Source organism: Thermanaeromonas toyohensis ToBE, assembly GCF_900176005.1.
GTDB classification, from domain to species: Bacteria; Bacillota; DSM-521; order Neomoorellales; family Neomoorellaceae; genus Thermanaeromonas; species Thermanaeromonas toyohensis.
In genome coordinates this window covers 2783269-2802874 of the sequence record NZ_LT838272.1, presented here as the reverse complement: position 1 = coordinate 2802874, position 19606 = coordinate 2783269, and the positions used below count along the sequence as shown (strand labels likewise).

At 48.4% G+C, this 19606-nt stretch carries 22 protein-coding genes; 16 read left to right on the top strand and 6 right to left on the bottom strand.

The features are described from left to right. Positions 1–94 precede the first annotated feature (94 nt). From B9A14_RS14320 to B9A14_RS14300, 5 genes are all read left to right on the top strand, one after another. Positions 95–979, top strand: coding sequence for a hypothetical protein (locus B9A14_RS14320; protein ID WP_084666525.1), 885 nt, complete (start codon positions 95–97; stop codon positions 977–979). Between the two features lie 14 nt (positions 980–993). Then, positions 994–1389, top strand: coding sequence for a HEAT repeat domain-containing protein (locus tag B9A14_RS14315; protein WP_084666524.1), 396 nt, complete (start codon positions 994–996; stop codon positions 1387–1389). A gap of 94 nt (positions 1390–1483) precedes the next feature. Beyond that, on the top strand, positions 1484–2434 hold the full coding sequence (locus B9A14_RS14310) for a 2-oxoacid:acceptor oxidoreductase family protein (RefSeq protein WP_084666523.1): 951 nt from the start codon (positions 1484–1486) through the stop codon (positions 2432–2434). After that, positions 2418–3584, top strand: coding sequence for a transketolase C-terminal domain-containing protein (locus tag B9A14_RS14305; RefSeq protein WP_084666522.1), 1167 nt, complete (start codon positions 2418–2420; stop codon positions 3582–3584). The genes B9A14_RS14310 and B9A14_RS14305 overlap by 17 nt, the downstream gene beginning before the upstream one ends. Before the next feature lie 45 nt (positions 3585–3629). Beyond that, complete coding sequence (locus B9A14_RS14300) at positions 3630–4439, top strand: thiamine pyrophosphate-dependent enzyme (RefSeq protein ID WP_084666521.1); 810 nt, start codon at positions 3630–3632, stop codon at positions 4437–4439. On the opposite strand, the gene B9A14_RS14295 is transcribed toward B9A14_RS14300, so the two are convergent. Genes B9A14_RS14295 through B9A14_RS14280 form a run of 4 tightly spaced genes read right to left on the bottom strand, consistent with a single transcriptional unit; the run spans position 4384 to position 7574 of the window. Next, positions 4384–4827, bottom strand: coding sequence for a PaaI family thioesterase (locus B9A14_RS14295; protein WP_084666520.1), 444 nt, complete (start codon positions 4825–4827; stop codon positions 4384–4386). The two genes, B9A14_RS14300 and B9A14_RS14295, sit on opposite strands and share 56 nt — an antisense overlap. A gap of 13 nt (positions 4828–4840) precedes the next feature. Continuing rightward, positions 4841–5326, bottom strand: coding sequence for a flavin reductase family protein (locus B9A14_RS14290; protein ID WP_084666519.1), 486 nt, complete (start codon positions 5324–5326; stop codon positions 4841–4843). 42 nt (positions 5327–5368) lie between these two features. Continuing rightward, positions 5369–6964, bottom strand: coding sequence for a glycoside hydrolase family 57 protein (locus B9A14_RS14285; RefSeq protein WP_084666518.1), 1596 nt, complete (start codon positions 6962–6964; stop codon positions 5369–5371). A 13-nt stretch (positions 6965–6977) separates the two neighbouring features. Then, positions 6978–7574 carry a DUF4912 domain-containing protein gene (locus B9A14_RS14280; RefSeq protein WP_084666517.1) on the bottom strand — a complete coding sequence of 199 codons (597 nt, stop codon included), beginning with the start codon at positions 7572–7574 and terminating at the stop codon, positions 6978–6980. 167 nt (positions 7575–7741) lie between these two features. Between B9A14_RS14280 and B9A14_RS14275 the strand changes: the two genes are divergently transcribed. The 4 genes from B9A14_RS14275 to pckA all read left to right on the top strand — a co-directional run bounded on the left by B9A14_RS14275 (position 7742) and on the right by pckA (position 13190). Continuing rightward, positions 7742–9718 (top strand): glycoside hydrolase family 15 protein, encoded by a 1977-nt coding sequence (locus B9A14_RS14275; RefSeq protein ID WP_084666516.1) that lies wholly within the window; start codon positions 7742–7744, stop codon positions 9716–9718. Between the two features lie 23 nt (positions 9719–9741). After that, a complete protein-coding gene (locus tag B9A14_RS14270) occupies positions 9742–10449 on the top strand; it encodes a CPBP family intramembrane glutamic endopeptidase (protein WP_084666515.1) in 708 nt (235 codons plus the stop codon). 61 nt (positions 10450–10510) lie between these two features. Beyond that, on the top strand, positions 10511–11509 hold the full coding sequence (locus B9A14_RS14265; protein WP_084666514.1) for a glucosidase family protein: 999 nt from the start codon (positions 10511–10513) through the stop codon (positions 11507–11509). 127 nt (positions 11510–11636) lie between these two features. Next, complete coding sequence (gene pckA / locus B9A14_RS14260) at positions 11637–13190, top strand: phosphoenolpyruvate carboxykinase (ATP) (RefSeq protein ID WP_084667173.1); 1554 nt, start codon at positions 11637–11639, stop codon at positions 13188–13190. 44 nt (positions 13191–13234) lie between these two features. Here the strand turns inward: pckA and B9A14_RS14255 are convergent, their stop codons facing one another. Further along, positions 13235–13471 carry a YkoF family thiamine/hydroxymethylpyrimidine-binding protein gene (locus tag B9A14_RS14255; RefSeq protein WP_084666513.1) on the bottom strand — a complete coding sequence of 79 codons (237 nt, stop codon included), beginning with the start codon at positions 13469–13471 and terminating at the stop codon, positions 13235–13237. A 92-nt stretch (positions 13472–13563) separates the two neighbouring features. Here B9A14_RS14255 and nth point away from each other — a divergent pair, with 92 nt between their 5' ends. After that, positions 13564–14196 (top strand): endonuclease III, encoded by a 633-nt coding sequence (gene nth, locus B9A14_RS14250; protein WP_084666512.1) that lies wholly within the window; start codon positions 13564–13566, stop codon positions 14194–14196. Positions 14197–14327: 131 nt separating this feature from the next. Further along, the gene (locus B9A14_RS14245; RefSeq protein ID WP_084666511.1) at positions 14328–14702 is read left to right on the top strand and encodes an ATP-binding protein; all 375 of its coding nucleotides are present in this window, start codon (positions 14328–14330) and stop codon (positions 14700–14702) included. 43 nt (positions 14703–14745) lie between these two features. Here B9A14_RS14245 and B9A14_RS14240 read toward each other — a convergent pair whose 3' ends face one another. Beyond that, positions 14746–16665 (bottom strand): aconitate hydratase, encoded by a 1920-nt coding sequence (locus B9A14_RS14240; protein ID WP_084666510.1) that lies wholly within the window; start codon positions 16663–16665, stop codon positions 14746–14748. A 178-nt stretch (positions 16666–16843) separates the two neighbouring features. On the opposite strand from B9A14_RS14240, the gene B9A14_RS14235 reads away from it, so the two are divergent. The 5 genes from B9A14_RS14235 (at position 16844) to B9A14_RS14215 (ending at position 19588) form a co-directional block, all read left to right on the top strand. Continuing rightward, positions 16844–17083, top strand: a complete 240-nt coding sequence (locus tag B9A14_RS14235; RefSeq protein WP_084666509.1) for a hypothetical protein — start codon at positions 16844–16846, stop codon at positions 17081–17083. Beyond that, the gene (locus B9A14_RS14230; RefSeq protein WP_231967793.1) at positions 17064–17429 is read left to right on the top strand and encodes a type II toxin-antitoxin system PemK/MazF family toxin; all 366 of its coding nucleotides are present in this window, start codon (positions 17064–17066) and stop codon (positions 17427–17429) included. Before B9A14_RS14235 ends, B9A14_RS14230 begins: the two co-directional genes overlap by 20 nt. A gap of 34 nt (positions 17430–17463) precedes the next feature. Further along, a complete protein-coding gene (locus tag B9A14_RS14225) occupies positions 17464–17745 on the top strand; it encodes a DUF503 domain-containing protein (protein WP_084666508.1) in 282 nt (93 codons plus the stop codon). 28 nt (positions 17746–17773) lie between these two features. Further along, complete coding sequence (locus B9A14_RS14220) at positions 17774–18238, top strand: tRNA (cytidine(34)-2'-O)-methyltransferase (RefSeq protein WP_084666507.1); 465 nt, start codon at positions 17774–17776, stop codon at positions 18236–18238. A 126-nt stretch (positions 18239–18364) separates the two neighbouring features. Continuing rightward, complete coding sequence (locus B9A14_RS14215; protein WP_084666506.1) at positions 18365–19588, top strand: DUF438 domain-containing protein; 1224 nt, start codon at positions 18365–18367, stop codon at positions 19586–19588. Positions 19589–19606: the final 18 nt, after the last annotated feature.

Genomic DNA, 19606 nt, shown 5'->3' with positions numbered 1-19606 from the left:
CTAAAGTTATTATTTTCGCGCTAAAAGCGCTGATGACTCCTGCCTAGAATTGTGGGCAGGAGTTTTTATTTTAGGACTTAAGGGGGTATTGCCCTTGCCTAGCGATTTAGAGTCCTGGGCTAGACTAGTGCATTCTTATGAGGAAATACCCCAATCTTTTAAAGAGATAGCCCCACCAGAGCTTGAAAACCTTTCCCGTTTTAAGGAGTTCCCTTACATGATCCTAGCTCCCGAAGATAGTTGGGGATTTAGAAGGACTAACCCCAAGCTAGTCTACCTTACGAAAGATGATACAGTTTGCTATTTGGAGCTAAAAGGTCGCCACTTGGTAAGCAAAAGGGTACCTCTCGGCTCTATACTTTGCTTAGAACACGGAACTTTCCTGCTTTATTCCTGGGTAAAATTAATTTATTCCCAGAATAATAACCAAGATTTTTTACTTGTGGAATTTAATTCAGTAGTAGAAGAAATTTTCCTTCCCTTTATAAAAACAGTCCGGCAGAGCTTTTTAAAAGGCCCCGTATTTTATAAAAGCGTGCCTAAAACTTACGGGGACGAAGAGAAATATGCATTTCTTCTCCGGGAAGACTTTAAGTTTTATAATTATTGCCGGAAATCCTTGCTACCTGAGGAGGAAGTAATTTATTGTTTTTACCAACCAGAAGTTTATATCCGGTGGTTGTACTTTTTTAAAAAAGTAATTTGCCCTTCTCATCTCCTGCTTCTTACTAGACAAGAGTTAATTTTATTAGAAGAAAGACCAGGCTTAGGAGCTTCCTCTAAGTATGGCATTATACGCAAATATATTCCCCTTAATAAAGTGGATGGCTTAAGGTTAAGCCAAATGAATATAGGGGAAATCCCATTTCTTTCTGTGGAAATAGGTTTGTCTAATAATACTACCTTTATCCAGTTATTTTCTCCTAGATATCAGGAAGCCTTCTTGGAAATGGTTAATAAAATGAGTTTAAAAAAGTAGGGGTGAACGCTTCTATGGTGTATAAATATTGTCCTGCCTGCTATGCCTTAAATAAGGGAGAGGAAGAAATATGCCAATATTGTGGCCAAAACCTTAAAGCCAGGAAAGAAGAAGATTATCTAGATAAACTAATATGGGCTTTAAATCACAGGGACAAAGAGACAGTAGCCCGCGTAGTAAATATATTGAAAATGTTAGGACCCCAAGCTTATCGTGCTTTGCCAGCCCTAGAGAAGGCTTTTCAAAATTATGAAAAGGATCCTTACTTACAAGCTGATATAATTTTAGCCTTAGGGGAAATTGGCGGTTATGAGCTCCGGGATTTTCTTTTTAGCCTTAAAGATCATCCAAGTATTATTGTACAGAAGGCTGTTTGTCAGGTTTTAGCACAGTTAGGACGGGGACCTTAAATAACGCCTTTTATGTGCTCAATACCACCCCCTGGCTGGGAACCTCTCTTCTGGGGTATAATTAAAAGGGAAATCCAGGTAGAGGGGTGTTTTTATGTTACAAATACGGTGGCACGGCCGGGGAGGTCAGGGGGTGGTAACTGCTGCCCGTATTTTCGGACGGGCGGCAGCTATTTATGGCGGCAAGTATGCCCAGTCCTTTCCCTACTTTGGGACTGAAAGACGGGGAGCCCCGGTCACGGCTTTTACCCGGCTGGCCGATCACCCCATCCGAGACCGCAGCCAGGTGTATGAACCGGATTGCGTGGTGGTTTTAGATGAGACATTGCTTGAAAGTGTAAACGTTCTTCAGGGCTTGCGTCCGGGTGGGATATTTATTTTAAACGGTTCTTGTGGACACCACGACGGCTTAAAGTCTAGGTTGCCGGAGAACACGGTTTTTTATCAAATAGAGGTTACCCCCTTAGCTCAAGAAATTTTAGGGGTACCTATTGTCAACACCGCCATGGTAGGTGTCTTGGCTGCTGTTACAGGTTGGGTACCCTGGGAAGCAGTAAAAAAGGCCATGCAAGATCTTCTGCCTCACCATTTGGTAGAGAAAAATTGGCGCTTAGCTGAAGAAACTTTTCACCGGGCCCTTACCCTCCGGCAAGTGTCCCATTCCGTCCTGGGCAAGGATAAGGGAGAGGCTAAAACTTTATGTTTAACTCCTGGGGAACCCAATTCTAAATCCCTGTATAATCAATATATGGCCAATAACAGCCTTCAACCTAATATTCCCACACCGCATCTTATAGCTAGGACAGGGTCTTGGCGTGTCCAACGTCCAGTATTAGACCCGGGTAAATGTAACAACTGCCTAATTTGCTGGCTATTTTGCCCGGAAGGTTCTATCCAGCGGGGAGAAGGGTGCGTAAGTATTGACCTCGCCTTCTGTAAAGGGTGCGGCATCTGTGTTCGGGAATGCCCGCACCAGGCCCTACGCATGGTAGACGAGGCTTTGTTAGCCAAGGGAGAAGGTGAAAGACTTGCGGGAATATCTTAACGGTAATGAGGCAGTGGCCCAAGCTGTACGCCTAGCCCGGGCGGAAGTAGTGGCCGCCTATCCCATTACCCCCCAGTCCACTATAGTGGAAGAAATAGCGGCCCAGATTGCCAGGGGAGAGATGGAAGCCGAATACATACGGGTAGAATCAGAACATGCTGCTTTAGCGGCCTGTTTCGGCGCTGCGGTGAGCGGAAGCCGGGTCTTTACGGCTACCTCTTCCCAGGGCTTAGCTTATATGTTCGAGATGCTCCATTATGTTAGCGGGGCCCGGACACCTATGGTGATGGCTGTAGCTAACCGGGGACTGGCAGCGCCTTGGACCATCTGGGCCGACCACCAGGATAGTATCTCTTGTCGGGATACTGGGTGGATTCAGCTCTATGTAGAGACAGCGCAAGAAGCCTTAGATACCTGCCTTCAGGCTTACAAAATAGCAGAAGATCCCCAGGTTTTAACTCCTGTAATGCTTTGCCTGGACGGATATGTACTTTCCCATACTGAAGAAATAGTGGATATACCCTCCCAGGAAGATGTGGACTGCTTTTTACCGCCCTACCAGCCGCAAGTTTTAGTGGATACCCAAAGCCCGGTGGTCTTCGGAGTAGGAGCTGGTCCAGACACCTACCCTGCCTTTAAAGAAGCCCAGCAGGCGGCCATGGAGCGGGCTAAGGAAGCTATCAAGAGGGTGGATGAGGAATTTTATGCCCTTTTCGGTCGTAGATATGGCGGTTTGTTGGAAGATTACCGCTGCCAGGATGCAGAAGTGATCCTTGTGACTTTAGGGGCCATTACAGGTACGGCGCGGGAAGTGGTGGACTTTTTACGGCAGGAAGGGGCCAGGGTTGGGGTCTTACGCCTGCGCGCCTTAAGACCTTTCCCTGTTGAGGATTTACGGCAGGCCCTGAAGGGTGCCCGAGTAGTAGCAGTCCTGGACCGGAACTGCTCTTTCGGATATGAAGGGGTAGTGTGTACGGAAGTGAAGGCCGCCCTTTTCGGCTTGCAACAGCCGCCGGCTGTGGTTGGCTTTATCGCCGGATTAGGGGGCCAGGATATCCGGCGGGAAGATATTGAGGGTATTTTTAGGCGCTGCCTTAGCTCTGTCGGTTCTTTGGTAGGAGAGAAAGCGGAGGCCGGAGCGGCCCTTTAAGGGAATAGGGAGGGCAGGCCCTCGAAAAGAAAGGGGAGAAATACTTTGAAGATCCAAGATTTACCTGAGGATGAATTGGTATTGGGCTCCTTTGCCTGTGCCGGCTGCGGAGGGATACTGGCTGTACGTTTGGCCTTAAAAGTGTTGGGACCGGAGACAGTAATTGTTACCACCCCTAGTTGTCTCTTGGGCGTAACTACTTTTTACCCCCAGCTAGCCTTTAAAGTGCCTTGTGTCAACATTACTTTCCCTAGCACTGCAGCGGCAGTGTCGGGGGTGGTAGCGGGGCTTAAGCGCCGGGGGAAGGAGCATATCCAAGTATTGGGTATCGCCGGGGATGGCGGTACGGTGGATATAGGCCTGCAGGCCCTTTCCGGAGCTATCGAGCGGGGAGATAATTTTATTTTCCTCTGCTATGATAACGAAGCTTACATGAACACTGGTGTACAACGTAGCGGATCTACACCTCTGGGTGCTAATACCACCACTACCCCGGTGGGGGAAAAGCTTCGGGGTGAGGATCGGCCTAAGAAGGATATGCTTAGAATAGTGGCTGCCCATGACATACCTTATGCCGCTACAGCCAGTATAGGTTACCCCCAGGATTACTTGCGCAAAATACAAAAGGCTAAAGAAACTAAAGGTCCTGCTTACATACAGGTGTTATCTCCCTGCCCGCCAGGTTGGGGTTACCCCAGCGATTTAACAGTGCATCTTGCGCGCCTGGCCGTCCAGACCGGGGCCTGGACCCTGGCTGAGTATGAGCAGGGGAAGCTCACAGTCAAAAAGATAGACCGTCCTAAGCCTTTAAAGGAGTATCTTTCCCTCCAGGCGCGGTTTGCCCATTTAATTTAAGTAGCATCATCTCGGCTTGGGCTTCAGCCGCTCGTTCGCCAGTGGGTAGTTCGACCCAAGCTTCTAGCTTAAAATAGGGTGGCCTTTTTTTGAGGAGCCGGCTTACACAGAGAAGTTCTTGACCTATAGGTATAGGTTTACGAAAGCGCACTTCCAGGCGGGCTGTTACGGCCCAATACCCCAGCTTAATGAGATGGTTAGCCATGAGCTCGTCCAGGACAGTAGCGACCAATCCCCCATGTAATATACCGTTGTAGCCCTGGTGGAAAAGGTCGGGGGTAAAACGGGTGTACACACACCCGTCTTCCCGCACGGAGAACTTAAGGTGCAGCCCGACGGGGTTGTCGCGGCTGCACCCGAAACAGAGACTAGTGCCCGCGGGTTCCATAGGTCTTCTCTGGTTAACCCCAGCGAGTTATCTGGTGCTGGTAATAGAGTAAAGGTTTGCGTGAAGGGTCAATATTAGCGGCTAGAACCTGGCCTACTACGATGACATGGTCCCCGCTTTCATATTCTCCAGTTACTTTACATTCTAAATTGGCCAGGCAATCCTTTAAACGCGGGGTATGTATAGCTTTAGAGGGTTCCAGCTCTAGCCCCAACGCTTTTATCTTGTCCGTATCCCGTCCGGAATGGGAACCGCAGAAACTAGCTATTTTTTCCTGGTCTTCGGCTAAAAGGGAGAGGACAAACTCCCCTGTTTCTCTAAGGAGCTCCAGGACATACCTTTTAGAGTGAAGGGCTACTGTAACCTGGGGTGGGCTCGAAGATTCTTGAGTTACCCAGGCTACCGTAGTAATATCATGGATTTCTCCCTTTTTAGCCCCTATTAATGCACAAGGGCACACTATCCTACCTAGGCCTTCGCTTATGCTAGCGTCACGCATCGTCCTTCCCCCCTGAGTCCTTATTATACCATATCCATGTCTTTATACCCCCTCACTGGCAAACACACGGTAGTTCAGATCTGGGAAAATATTATCCGTTTCTTCTAGCTCCTGTAACCATTCTTTATCTATACTCTCCTGCTCTATTTTCTCCTTCAGTTTCCAGAAATTAAGTAGGTGTTTCTTAGTCCGTCCTATAGCATAATCTACCATGGTACCTGTTTTCATAATAAAAGCCCAGTCGCTGCTTTGGGCCAGCAGAAGCTCCCGGGCTGCTTGGTTTAAGGCCCGCCGGGTTAGCTCATCCCGCGGAGCCACGAACAGGTTAGCCAAATTTATCATAGCTTCGGCAGCGTTGTGCAAGTGGCGGTAGATCCAATCGTTGGACCCGTCCAACCATACCTCGTTATACCCATTATTCCCCCAGCTAGACATACAGGGCATGGCCGGTTGGTTTATAGGGAAACGCTCTAGATAATCGCTGGGGGTAATAAAGATAAAAGGCTGGTGAGCCAGGGAGGCCACTTGCCGGAAAAGGGATTCTAGCCACTGGGGACCTTCAAACCACCAGTGACCAAAGAGCTCAGCATCGTAAGGGCACACAATAATGGGAGGTCTGTCCATATAAGTAGCTAAGTATTTAATTTGGTGCTCACGGTTAAAAAGGAAGTTTCCAGCATGAATTTTAGCCTTTTCGCTGGCCCATTCTGGAACATAGGGCTCTTTTAGCTCAGTTTTCCCGGTAATGCGGTAATATTTTAGCCCTGTGTCTACCCTTAAGCCCGAAGGATGAATATAGGGTTTAATATACTCAAAGTCCAGGTCATAGCCGATGTCCCGATAAAATTCCCGATAATCGAAGTCACCAGGGTACCCTTCTTGGGCGCTCCACACTTGTTCGGAGGATTCCAAGTCCCGCCCGAAGGCGGCTACACCGGAAGGGGTAACTACTGGGGCGAAAATGCTATAACGCGGCCTGGGGGTGGCATATAGGATACCATGGGCGTCTAAAAAGAAATACTTGATATTATATTTTTTCAGGATAGCATCATCACCGGGATTATATCCACACTCGGGTAGCCATAATCCTGCTGGTGGCTGTCCAAAAAGGCGAAAGTGGTTGTGGACGGCCACTTCTACCTGGGCCCGTACAACCTCCCGATGCAGGCCAATAAGGGGAAGATACCCGTGGGTGGCGGCACAGGTGATAAGCTCTAGGGCTCCTTCTCCTTGTAACTCCTGAAAGGCTTTTATAAGGTTTCCGCGGTAGTAATTGTAAAGGCGATAGATCTCTTCGAACTTCTTTTGGTACATGCGCGCCACCAGGTGAAACCGGGGATCGTCCTTGGTGCGCCATACTTCTTTGGCAGCTAGCTCCCGCAGCCGTTCCAGGTACCTTAAATAACGCTTCTGAATGAAGTCATCCGCCATCATGCTAGCAAGGGGAGGGCTTAAGGAAACCGTTAAACGGATAGGGACCCGATCCTCCAGCAGCCGGTGTACCATTTGAATGAGGGGGATATAGGTTTCCGTTACGGCTTCGTGATACCATTTTTCCGCCAGGGAATATTCCTCTTCCGGGTGGCGGACATAGGGCAGGTGAGCATGCAATACCAGGGCTACATATCCTGAGGGCATAAAGCTCCCTCCTTTATTTTCGGGGCTGCACTAAAACGGGAGAACTAATACCCGGTGCTGGCCCCCTACTCACCCCTGCCCCTTGCCAACAGGCTTCCAGGGGAGCCCAGAGAGGATCTATAACTTCACTGGGTTGGTCGGCCGGGGTGGTAACGATATTAGAACGGACTAAAATGATAAAACCGTGCTGGGGGTGGTGCCGTCCCAGGTCGATGCAAAAAGTGCTCCGTGGCCTGCCTACATGGATGTACCAGTTATCGGCAGCATCAGTAATAGCGATCTCGAAATAAGGGGCATGAAGGAAATCGAAGGTGGTTCCTGTTAAGTCATAAACCCGTAGAACCGGCTGAGAAATCTCCCAGGATCCGGGTCCATAGCGCCTTTCAAATTCTGCTTTTTTTTCAGGGGTTAGCTCCCAATATACATACAGCCAGTAAGGATCTTTAACCAGGGCTACGATTTGATCCTTACCATACCTAGCCGGCAGTTCTTGAGTTGCCGGCTGGGCCAGAAGAGGTTTTTTTTCTGCCGGCCTCCTTTTACGCGCAAAATACCAGTATAGAATGCCGGCTGCTATGCTTAAGAGTATTAACGTCAAGACTAATCCCATAAGAAAACTCCTTTCCTTTCGCTTAAGCCTCCACAACCGGCTATATAATCTCTTGAGTTAAGTGGAATAATCCTTTTAGAAAGCTATAACTCATGCTTATTATGTCCAGAAGGAGAAAGTTTATTGAGGGCGATTTTTGGCAGCCTAGTTAGGAGGAGACTATAAGTTTGCCACGAGAACTTGTACTAGGCAATGGTCAACTTTTAATTAACTTTGATGGCCGTTTTAATATGCGCGATTTGTATTTTCCCTACCTAGGTGGGCCTAATCATATTGCCCATTTGGGGGGAGAAAAGGGAAGGATAGGTTTTTGGGTGAATCATAAGTTTAGCTGGCTAGAAGAAACAGGTTGGGAGCTAGATATAAGCTATAAACCCGGGACCCTGAACGGCCGGGTGGAGGCCATAAATAGAGATCTGCAAATCGGTCTGGAAATAGAAAACGCAGTTCATTTCCAGCTAAACGTTTATCTTAAGCGCTTATATGTACGCAATCTCGCCCCTAATTCCCGTGAAATCCGGGTCTTTTTTTATCATGATTTTACCCTTAAAGAATCCCCTTTAGGGGATACTGGTATTTATCTTCCTGACAGTGGTGTGCTTTTGCATTATAAGCGGGGGTTGTACTTTCTTATTAATGGACGCGCGGGAAACCGGGGCTTTTATCAATATGCAGTGGGTAACAAGCGCTTCCGTGGGGCGGAAGGAACGTGGAGGGATGCGGAAGACGGGCGCCTCGAGGGTAACCCCGTGCACCACGGCTCAGTAGATAGTACTGTGAGTTTTAGCCTTGAGCTAGCTTCCGGAGAGGAAGGCATTATAGATTATTGGCTGGTGGCTGGTACAAGTTGGGAGGAAGTTAGGAAACTTAATAATCTAGTTTTAACCAAAAGGGTAAGCACGCTTTTAGTAGAAAACGAAGCTTATTGGCGCTCTTGGGCATTGAGACACGAGCGCCATTTCGGGGATTTACCTGAAAAAGTGGTGGAACTTTATACCCAGAGCCTCCTGGTTATCCGTACCCATAGCGATAGTCAAGGGGCTATCTTAGCCGCTACGGATAGCGATATATTGTATGAAGCTAGGGATCACTACGGGTATTGCTGGCCCCGGGATGGGGCTTTTACCGCCTTGGCCCTCGATCAAGCGGGTTATCCAGAAGTTTCTATTCCCTTTTATTATTACTGCGCGCATATCGTGGCTCCCCAGGGATATTTTTATCAAAAATATAACGCAGATACCAGCCTAGGTTCTACCTGGTTACTCCCCTTACAGCAGGGGCGGCCTGTCCTCCCTATTCAGGAAGATGAAACAGGCCTTGTCCTCTGGGCTTTAGGGTTAGCTTACCAGCGTTACCGAGACTGGCGGCTCCTTCATGACCTTTACCCTTCCCTGGTACGTCCAGTTGCGCAGTTCCTAGCCTCTTATCGAGATCCTGTAACCCGTCTACCCCTGCCCAGCTACGATCTTTGGGAGGAGCGCCATGGGATTTTCACCTTTACCTCGGCAGCTGTTCTAGCTGGTCTTTTGATGGCCAGCAAGTTGGCGACTGCCTTTGGCCGGAAGGACGAGGCCGAGAAATACTTTCGTGCTGCTCGAGAGATACAGCAAAGTATGGTAAAATATCTTTACTCGCCAGAGTTAGGCCGTTTTGTCCGGGGAATTTATTTGCAGAAAGAAGGTGGCTTTCAGGCCGATTATACCTTAGATGCAAGCCTCCTTTACCTGGGGTTCCTCGATTTTTGGCCTAAAGAAGAGTTACGGGTATGGCGTACTGTAAGGGCTGTGCGGGAAGGACTTTGGGTACGTACCCAGGTAGGGGGCCTGGCTAGATATACGGGCGATTATTACTTTCGGCGCAGTGAAGATATATACTCTGTTCCAGGCAATCCCTGGCTGGTTTGTACTTTATGGCTAGCTGCTTGGCAGGCTAAGACGGCCAAGGATTTAGAGGAACTAGCGGAGGCCCGGGCCCTTCTAGAATGGGCTGCCGACAGAACCACACCAGGAGGTATGCTTCCGGAACAACTCCACCCCTATACGGGAGAACCCCTTTCGGTTTCTCCTTTAACATGGTCCCATGCCACCTTTGTAACCGCCGTAGAAATGTATCTTGACCGTTGGCGTAGCCTTAAACCAAGCTAGTATTAACAATGAGGTGAAATTTTATGGTTAAGGATCCCCGGAGTACCCCTCCTTGGACTATTAAAGATAGTTTGGTAGTTCTAGGCTTACTTGCCGCTTCAGGGTATGGTACGAGCTTCTTTCTAAAATGGGCGGGTTGGCGGCCACCCCTGGCTTACCAGTTTTTGTTAGCAGGGGGAATACAAGCTATAGCTGTATTATCCGGGGTATATTATTTAGTAAGGTTTAAATACGGCCGCAACTTAGGTGAATTAGGCTTAAAGTGGCGGAACTTAGGACGCTCGTTGGGGCTAGGCTTGGGTGGAGGAGTTATACTTTTTTTAGTAGTAATCCTCCTTGGAGGATTGCTTCAGCATTTTTTGCCTGAGCCCGCTCCCCAACCCTTCGCCGAGTTGGTAAGGAGGGCCCGGGGCTTCCGGGATCTTCTTCTCCCCCTATTCTTAGGCTCTTTTTTAGCCCCTATCACAGAGGAGGTCTATTTCCGCGGCTTTTTTTATCCTGTATTAAAGGCGCGTTACGGAACCCTGGTGGGACAAGTGGCTAGTAGCCTCCTTTTTGCCGTACTCCATTTTGATTTATTTCGCTTTCTTCCCTTGGCTGTGGGGGGGTGGGGGTTAGCTTATTTATACGAGCGGAGCGGTTCCTTGATAGCCCCGGTGGTGGCCCACAGCACCTGGAACGCCATTATGATTTTACTTCTGTTCTTTTCCCTAAGGTTACTCCCCCATTAGCCTTATCTCAATGGTACCATTTTCCCGGACCCCGCCATAGTATAGGGCGGGGTTCTTTAGCGTGTACAACTTTCTTATCCAAGAAGAAGCGAAATGGATTATTGAGACACACCAGCTTCCTTCGGGAGCCATTGTTACTTCTTATCCAGAAAGGCAGCGCATAGTTCCTTACTTTGCACATCTAGCCCTCTACGGTGTAATTGAGGCCGGGGGACAGGAGGACCGGGTACGGGCATACCTTAATTGGTACCTGGCCCATTTGGAACGACCCGACCGGTTTGGTATCTACGGAACGGTCTACGATTATACTGTGGCCACTAATGGAGAGGAAATACCGGAAGGGAGCTATGATTCTTCTGACTCTTATGCAGCCACTTTTCTTACCCTTGTTTGGCGTTATTATCTGGCTACCCGGGAGACGAGCTGGCTTAAAAAACATAAAGATGAGCTGGAAACAGTGGCGGGGGCTATCTTGGCTACCCGCGATAAAGATGGGCTCACTTTGGCCCGGCCGGACTGGCAAGTCAAATATCTTATGGACAACTGTGAAGTCTACGAGGGGCTACAAAATTATGCTTTTCTCCAGGAAGAAGTGTGGGGAGATAAACATAAAGCTTACTTTTATCAAAAGCTAGCTAGAAAAGTAAAAGAAGCTATCTTACGCAAAATGTGGGTGGGTGAAGGTTTTTGTCCGGCTATTTATCGCTTTGGCCTGCGGTTAAGACCTAATTGGAAAAAGTGGTATCCTGATGCCCTGGCCCAGCTTTTTCCCCTTATTTGTGGGCTTTTAAAACCTAAAGACAAGGAAGCGCGCTTAATTTATACCGCTTTTTTACGTAACTATCCTGATTGGCACCGGAGTGTCTCTGCCCTTTCTTTTACTACTCCTTTGGTAGCCTGGGCAGCAGCTCTTATGGGTGATAGCGAACGCGTGAAAACGTATTTTAAGGAGGTGGAGGAGAAGATCCTGAAGGCTGGCCGGCCTTGGCCATGGCATGCTGCTGAAGGAGGTATTTTTATTCTGGCCCTTAGAACACAAGCGTTAAATTTACTTATATAGGGCTTTGTTTTAAGGATACAGTATACTTCTCTTCCTCCTGTTGACGCCCCTGCCCCATTATGGTATATTGCACTCGGTCTGTAAAGAGTTTGCTTGAAGAGAAGGGAAAAAGGAAAGGGAAATGGGGATGGATTTATATAACGCAGGCCGCATTTACCGCAACCTTCCTGTACCTAAATTGATTGAGATAGCCTTAAGTCGTGGAGAAGGGATCTTAGCTAAAAATGGTGCTTTGGTAGTAAAAACAGGCAAATATACGGGCCGCTCGCCTAACGATAAGTATATAGTAGACTTGCCCTCTATCCATAACCAGATCCACTGGGGACCGGTTAACCAATCGATAGAGCCGGAAAAATTTCAGCAAATTTACCAGCGGCTTTTGGCTTACCTTCAAAACAGGGAATTGTTCATTTTCGACGGTTTTGTCGGTGCTGACCCCCGTTTCCGCCTGGCAGTAAGGGTAGTGAATGAACTAGCCTGGCAAAATCTTTTTGTACATCAGCTTTTCATACGCCCTACCAGGGAGGAGCTGGCTACCCATCAACCTCAGTTTACAGTGATATGTGCTCCCGGGTTTAAGGCTGAACCTCAAATAGATGGTACTCGTTCAGAAGCTTTTATAATTCTAAACTTGGAAGAGAAACTTATCCTTATCGGCGGTACCAGCTACGCAGGCGAGATGAAGAAATCTATCTTTACGGTCATGAACTACTGGCTGCCCCAGATAGGGGTGCTACCTATGCACTGCTCGGCTAATATGGGGCCGGAAGGGGATACTGCCCTTTTCTTTGGCCTTTCTGGCACGGGGAAGACGACGTTATCAGCTGATCCCCAGCGTAGGCTTATAGGCGACGATGAACATGGGTGGTCTGACCAGGGTATTTTTAACTTTGAAGGTGGATGCTATGCTAAATGTATCTCTTTATCTGCCGAGAATGAACCCCAGATCTGGAATGCCATCCGCTTCGGAGCGGTTTTAGAAAATGTAGTGGTGGATGAAGAAACACGAGAAACAGATTACGATTCTGCTGCTCTGACTGAAAACACCCGGGCGGCCTATCCTGTGGAATTTATCCCTGGCGCTATTGTCCCTGGGGTAGGTGGCCACCCGCGTACCATATTGTTCCTGGCTGCCGACGCCTTCGGTGTCCTACCCCCCATCGCTAAGCTTACTAAGGAGCAGGCCATGTACCATTTCCTTTCTGGCTATACTAGCAAGCTGGCTGGTACAGAGAGAGGAGTGACTACCCCCGAAGCTACCTTTTCCACCTGCTTTGGGGCGCCCTTTTTGCCCCTGTCACCCGCCGTTTATGCTCGCATGTTGGGCGAGAAGATCGATAAGTATGGGGTTAACGTGTACTTGGTGAACACCGGGTGGTCGGGTGGCCCCTACGGGGTGGGTCAGCGTATGAGCATTAAACTTACCCGGGCTGTAGTTCAGGCTGCCCTATCTGGAGAGCTGGAGGAAGTGGAGATGGAACCCCATCCCATCTTCCAGATCTTAGTACCCAAGTCCTGCCCAGGGGTTCCAGCTGAAGTCTTACAGCCGCGCAATACATGGCCTGATCCTAAGGAGTATGACGAGATGGCCCAAAAGCTTGCCCGGTTGTTTACCGAGAACTTTAACAAATTTAAAGGTGTGGCACCGGAATTAGCTGCTGTGGGACCAAGGGCGGCCTAAGGAGTTCGAAGCCCCCTCTAAAAGATAAGGAGGGGGCTTTAAGATTAATGGGCAGCATTGGAGAGGGTAACCACCATGCTCACTTCGCCAGACTGGCTGGCCTTTTCAAACATTTCCCGTAATCCAGCCCAAACCTGATCTTCCGGGCCATGTAGGTGAGTACTTAGAGATCCTACTTTATATTCCAACCTCTGAGCGTTCAACACTTGGATAGACTCATTAATAATCTCGCTGGCCCGGGTCGTCTTCTGCGGATAAAGGCTCACCTCTGCACAAAGCATATGTTTTCCTCCTTATCTTAAAGGCTTCACGCTTTTAAATTTAGGCGGCCATGTAAGTTTTTTATTAGGTTTAGTTAAAAGAAGGGGGTTTTATGCAAGGATACAAAGTACAGGCTATTTTGCAGCTTTTGCGCGAGGCTTATCCCCAAGCAGGACCCCAACTACGTTTTCGCAACCCTTACGAGTTATTGATAGCAGCAATTCTTTCGGCCCAGACTTCGGACCGCCAGGTTAACAGAGTAACGGAGAGGCTCTTTGCCCAATACCCTACTCCGGAGGATCTGGCCAAGGCTTCACCGGAAGAGGTAGCTGAGCTTATACGGAGTTTGGGCCTTTACCGTAATAAGAGTCAGCATTTAGTTTTTACTGCCCGGGAGCTGGTGGAAAAGTATGGAGGAGAGGTTCCCCGTACCCGGGAGGAACTTTTGCACCTTCCTGGTGTAGGGCGTAAGGTAGCCAATGTAGTCTTAAGCCAAGCCTTTGGGCAAGATGTTATTGCCGTAGACACCCACGTTTTCCGGGTAACCAATAGATTGGGGTTAGTCCAGGCTAGGACGCCGGAAGAGGCTGAAGAACAATTGATGGTTATTTTACCTCCCGGAACGAGGGGAGAGGCTCACCATCTTTTTATTTTCCATGGCCGACGTGTCTGTCGTTCTTTTCGTCCCGACTGCCCTGTTTGCCCTGTACAGGCTTACTGTAGTTATTATCACAAAGAAAATTGATCTGGATCACTTACCCCACCGGAGAAAAGGTGTAGGATCCTTCCCAAAGGAAGATTAAGTGAAAAGGTGCTTCTCAGTCGATTAGAGGGTTTTTTGATGAGCACCGCTAGAAAGGAAAGGGTGAGGTGTGTATGAAGCGTAAGATTGTACGTATCGATGAGGAGCTTTGTACTGGCTGTGGCCTTTGCGTTACACCGTGCGCGGAAGGGGCCATTGAAATAGTGAACGGTAAGGCTAAGGTCTTGCGCGAGGAGCTCTGTGACGGCGCCGGTGTCTGCCTCTCGATCTGCCCGGTGGGTGCTTTGTCCATAGAAGAGCGGGAGGCACCCCCTTTTGATCCGGAAGCCGCCGAAAGAAATTTAGCGGAAAAGAAACTTCAAGGTCAAGGGATAACCTGCTTCCGGTGTGGTAGAGGAGAAGATAACGGGGTGCTCCTTTTTACCCGGTATCGTGGCCAGAGCACATGGGTATGTACTCGCTGTTTGCCAGTATTGATCCATGGTTAAATAATATTAGTTTTTAAGGCCGGGAGGACAGTCCCGGCCTTTTTTAGAGTTTTTTCTTTGTATAATTTAATAGGCCACCGGCCAAGATGATTTCCTTCTGCCTAGGAGAAAGGTTATGGCGTACCTTAAAGGAAGTACCACGGGTGGCGTTCCTTATAGTTAAGACTTCCCCACCAAGCCTATCCTTTAAGTCAATAATTAATTGGTCACCGGGCTGGATGTCATCGTAATCCTTCTCTTCGACGAAGGTGAGAGGTAGGATACCGAAATTGATAAGATTGCTCCGATGGATGCGGGCGAAAGATTTAGCTATCACTGCTTTGATACCCAAGTACATGGGGCAGAGGGCGGCGTGTTCGCGGCTTGAGCCTTGGCCATAATTTTGGCCGCCTACAATTACTCCCTGGCCGGCTTCTTTAGCCCGGCGAGCAAAGGTAGGGTCTATTCCTTCAAAGGCATGCTCGGCCAGGGCTGGTATATTGGAACGTAAAGGTAAATATTTAGCGCCCGCGGGGGAGATGTCGTCTGTAGTTATATTATCTCCTACTTTCAAGAGTACAGGAGCGCTGATCACTTCGGGCAAAGGCTGGGCCTGGGGCAAAGGCTTTATATTAGGCCCCCGCTTGATTTCCACTCCTTCACTAGAAGCTGGCGGGTATAAAATTAAGCCGTCGTCCACGGGGAAGCGCTCGGGAAAAGCGATGGAAATGGGCTCGCCTAGCTCCCGCGGGTCGGTGAGGACACCGGTCAAAGCTGTGGCCGCCGCTGTTTCTGGGCTGGCAAGATATACTAAAGCGTCGGCCGTACCGCTCCGGCCCCGGAAATTACGGTTAAAGGTACGCAAGGAGACTCCACCTGAAGGCGGGGCCTGTCCCATGCCTATACAAGGACCGCAGGCGCACTCTAAGATACGGGCGCCAGAAGCGATAAGATCGGCTAAGGCACCGTTTTGGGCTAAAAGATAAAATACCTGCCGGGATCCGGGGGATATGACCAGGCTAACTTCCGGGTGTACGCGTTTTCCCTTCAAAATAGCGGCCACCCGCATGAGGTCTATATAAGAAGAATTAGTACAGCTACCTATGGCTACCTGGTCTACCTTTATAGGTCCTACTTCCCGTACCTTAGCTACGTTGTCGGGCATATGGGGCTTAGCCACCAGGGGTTCTAGGCTAGAGAGATCAATATCAATGATGCGGCTATAACGGGCGTCCGGGTCGGGTAGGAGTTCTACCCAGTCCTTCTCCCGCCCCTGGGCTTTGAGGAAAGCTAGGGTTACCTCATCGCTGGGGAAGATAGAAGTAGTGGCCCCGAGTTCTGCCCCCATATTGGCGATGGTAGCCCTCTCCGGGACAGAGAGTGTTTTTACCCCTTCCCCGCCATATTCTATAATCTTTCCTACCCCGCCTTTAACAGTTAGAATCCTAAGCACTTCCAGGATAACATCCTTGGCGCTCACCCAAGGGGAAAGGCGGCCATGGAGGTTGATGCGGATAACTTCCGGCATGGTAAAATAAAAGGGGCCGCCAGCCATGGCCACGGCTACTTCTAGTCCTCCGGCACCGATGGCTAGGGCGCCTATACCTCCGGCTGTAGGCGTGTGGCTGTCGGAGCCCAGCAAAGTGGTACCGGGGGCAGCAAACCTCTCCAGGTGCACCTGGTGACAGATGCCGTTTCCTGGGCGGGAGAAGATGATCCCGTACTTGGCAGCTATGCTTTGGAGGAAGCGGTGGTCGTCAGCATTTTCGAAGCCGGTCTGGAGGGTATTATGGTCTACGTAACTTACGGAGAGCTTAGTACGCACGCGGTCTATACCTAGAGCTTCGAACTCCAAGTAGGCCATGGTCCCTGTGGCATCCTGGGTGAGGGTCTGGTCTATACGGATACCGATCTCTTCCCCGGGTACCATCCTTCCCTCCACCAAGTGGGAGGCTATGATTTTTTCAGCTAAGTTCATGCCCATGAGCTTTTTCCTCCTTGAGGCTCCTTCGAAAATTACTTTTCCCTCTGCAATTATACCTATGAGCAGAAGGAAGATAAAGCAGGAATTAGCTATCCAAATAGAGAATAGGTATGTTGACAAAAATGTATACAGATGGGTATGCTAATTTGTAGATAACATTGTGTTGGGGGTGGCAATGATGCCCGTAACTCGTATTTCTGAGGAAGCGCTAAATATGCTTAAAGAGATAGCTTGCCTTACTGGTGAATCCCGCCAGGAAATTTTGCTCAAAGCCCTTGAGGCGTATAAGCGCCAGCGATTTCTGGAGCAGGCCAATGCTGCTTTTGCTGCGTTGAGGGCTGACAGCGAAGAGTGGGAGCTAGAGCAGGAGGAAAGAAAAGTTTGGGATGTGACGCTGAATGATGGCCTCGATAGATAGGACAGAACCGATGCCCTACCGCGGGGAAGTTTGGCTTGTTAAGCTTACTCCTGTTCGCGCTCACGAACAGGCCGGCACACGCCCGGCTTTAATTGTTTCAGTTGACCCTTTTAACCACGGACCAGCGGGTATAGTGGTAGTAATTCCGTTGACTACCAGGGACAAGGGAATTCCGTTTCACGTAAAATTGATCCCGCCTGAGGGCGGGGTAAAGTCAGCCAGCTTTATCAAGTGTGAGGACGTTAGGTCCATCTCTAAGGAAAGGCTCATACAGCGTTTAGGCAAAGTCAGATCTGAAACTATGGCAGCTATAGAAGAGCGCCTAAGGATTTTATTGGGTCTTTAATGTTATGATAAAACAGGAAGGGGTACGAGAATAAATGGTGGTAGGGGTCTGTACTATAGAGCTTCGTCTCTTGGAAGCACAGACCTTAAAGGATAAGCGCCGGGTGATCAAAGGGCTGCTAGATAGGGTAAGACAGCGTTATCAAGTAGCGGCTGCCGAAGTAGATCATCAAAATTCCCATACCAGGGCTACCCTAGGAATAGCCTGTGTTAGTAATGCAACTCAACATGCGGATGAAATTCTAGCAGCCATCCTGCGTTTTATTGAAGCGCAAGACGAACTGGAGGTATTGGATTATCATACTGAGGTCTTGTAAAAATAAAACCGGAGGACGGTTTAATTCTATGCCCCTTCATGTAGTTTTAGTTGAACCCGAGATACCCCAAAATACAGGTAATATTGCCCGAACCTGTGCTGCTACTGGGAGTATCCTCCATCTTATCCATCCTTTAGGTTTTTCTTTAAGCGAAAAGTACCTGCGCCGAGCTGGGTTAGATTACTGGGATAAAGTAATCATAGAGGAACATAGTAGCTGGGTTGCCTTTTGCCAGGCTTATCCTGCTGCCAACTGCTATTACTTTTCTACTAAAGGTAGGCGGTTATATACTGAAGTGAAGTATAGCGACGAAGATTTTCTTATTTTTGGGCCCGAGACCCGGGGTTTATCCCCAGATATCTTATCCCAAGCCGGAGAGCGCGTCTTACGTATTCCTATGCGCCCAGGCTTACGCTCCCTCAATTTGGCTAGTAGCGTTGCCCTAGTTTTATATGAGGCCCTAAGGCAGATGGGGTTTCCAGGTTTAACGTGATAAATGGGGATACTAATCTTAGTATATTTGTATCTTTAGGCAGGAGAAACATAAAAATTGAGGTATATTATTCCTTAAAAAAGAACCTTAATGACATTAAATCTTATTTTTACGGAGGAGAATCCCATGAGCGAACTTCTAGAAAGTAGAGAATACCGGAAGAAAGCTTTAAAGGAAATCATCCTTGCCTTACATCAAGGCAAAAGTGTAGAAGAGGTTAAAGGAAGGTTTCGGGAACTTCTGGAAAATGTAGCCCCTACAGAAGTTTCCCTCATTGAGCAGGAACTTATAAATGAAGGTTTGCCGGTTGAAGAGGTACAGCGGCTGTGTGATGTCCACGCGGCAGTGTTTAGGGAAGGGTTGGAGAAAGCGGTAACACCGGATATGGTACCTGGCCACCCCGTTTATACTTTTAAGGAGGAAAACCGGGCCCTCACTAAGTTGATGGAGGAAGAGATAAAGCCCCTCTTAGAGGAACTGGAGAAAGCCCCCCAAACGCAAGAGAAAGAATTGGCCTTAAAGATAGCCGAGAAGCTTAACCTACTAAGCGATATAGATAAACATTATCGCCGTAAGGAGAATTTACTTTTCCCTTATCTAGAAAAATATAATATCACCGGTCCTCCTAAGGTTATGTGGGGTGTAGATGACGAGATAAGAGGGCTTATAAAAAAAGCTAAAGCCTTAGCCTTAGAGTACGTTCCAGGGCAGAAAGAGGAACTTTTAGGTAAAATACGGGAAACCCTGGCTAAAGTTAGTGATATGATATTCAAAGAAGAGAAGATCCTATTCCCTATGGCCTTAGAGACCTTAACGGAGGATGAATGGTACCATATTATGGAGGAAAGCGATACCATAGGTTACTGTCTTATCGAACCCCAGCAGGAATGGCGTCCCTCCCGGGTGAATATTCAAGAGAAGAAACTAGTTACCTCAGAAGATGAAAGGTATATCAAGTTCCCTACGGGGTTCTTAACTCCCCAAGAGATAGAGCTCATCTTTAACCATCTTCCTGTGGATATCACTTTTGTAGATAAAGATAACGTGGTCAGATTCTTTTCCGCTACCAAGGAACGAATTTTTGCCCGTACCAAGGCTATTATCGGCCGTAGAGTAGAGAATTGTCACCCCCCTGCTAGCGTGCACATAGTGGAAAAGCTTATAGATGATTTTCGCTCTGGCCGGAAGGATAAGGAAAGTTTCTGGATTAGATTCGGTGATAAATATGTGCTTATCCAGTATTTTGCAGTAAGGGATGAGGAGGGTAACTTCATAGGTACTTTAGAGGTAACCATGGATATAAAGCCCCTCCAAGCTATTACTGGGGAAAAGAGGATTATGGATAATTAAAATTCGCAATAAGTATAA

Excerpts from the sequence above, each read along its gene's own strand:
- B9A14_RS14290 (WP_084666519.1), bottom strand. The coding sequence starts at position 5,326 with ATGCGTGACGCTAGCATAAGCGAAGGCCTAGGTAGGATAGTGTGCCCT.
- B9A14_RS14315 (WP_084666524.1), top strand. The coding sequence starts at position 994 with ATGGTGTATAAATATTGTCCTGCCTGCTATGCCTTAAATAAGGGAGAG.
- B9A14_RS14220 (WP_084666507.1), top strand. The coding sequence starts at position 17,774 with ATGCCCCTTCATGTAGTTTTAGTTGAACCCGAGATACCCCAAAATACA.
- pckA (WP_084667173.1), top strand. The coding sequence starts at position 11,637 with ATGGATTTATATAACGCAGGCCGCATTTACCGCAACCTTCCTGTACCT.
- B9A14_RS14235 (WP_084666509.1), top strand. The coding sequence starts at position 16,844 with ATGCCCGTAACTCGTATTTCTGAGGAAGCGCTAAATATGCTTAAAGAG.
- B9A14_RS14295 (WP_084666520.1), bottom strand. The coding sequence starts at position 4,827 with ATGGAACCCGCGGGCACTAGTCTCTGTTTCGGGTGCAGCCGCGACAAC.
- B9A14_RS14240 (WP_084666510.1), bottom strand. The coding sequence starts at position 16,665 with ATGGGCATGAACTTAGCTGAAAAAATCATAGCCTCCCACTTGGTGGAG.
- B9A14_RS14270 (WP_084666515.1), top strand. The coding sequence starts at position 9,742 with ATGGTTAAGGATCCCCGGAGTACCCCTCCTTGGACTATTAAAGATAGT.
- B9A14_RS14310 (WP_084666523.1), top strand. The coding sequence starts at position 1,484 with ATGTTACAAATACGGTGGCACGGCCGGGGAGGTCAGGGGGTGGTAACT.
- nth (WP_084666512.1), top strand. The coding sequence starts at position 13,564 with ATGCAAGGATACAAAGTACAGGCTATTTTGCAGCTTTTGCGCGAGGCT.
- B9A14_RS14215 (WP_084666506.1), top strand. The coding sequence starts at position 18,365 with ATGAGCGAACTTCTAGAAAGTAGAGAATACCGGAAGAAAGCTTTAAAG.
- B9A14_RS14245 (WP_084666511.1), top strand. The coding sequence starts at position 14,328 with ATGAAGCGTAAGATTGTACGTATCGATGAGGAGCTTTGTACTGGCTGT.
- B9A14_RS14225 (WP_084666508.1), top strand. The coding sequence starts at position 17,464 with ATGGTGGTAGGGGTCTGTACTATAGAGCTTCGTCTCTTGGAAGCACAG.
- B9A14_RS14285 (WP_084666518.1), bottom strand. The coding sequence starts at position 6,964 with ATGCCCTCAGGATATGTAGCCCTGGTATTGCATGCTCACCTGCCCTAT.
- B9A14_RS14255 (WP_084666513.1), bottom strand. The coding sequence starts at position 13,471 with ATGCTTTGTGCAGAGGTGAGCCTTTATCCGCAGAAGACGACCCGGGCC.
- B9A14_RS14280 (WP_084666517.1), bottom strand. The coding sequence starts at position 7,574 with ATGGGATTAGTCTTGACGTTAATACTCTTAAGCATAGCAGCCGGCATT.
- B9A14_RS14230 (WP_231967793.1), top strand. The coding sequence starts at position 17,064 with ATGATGGCCTCGATAGATAGGACAGAACCGATGCCCTACCGCGGGGAA.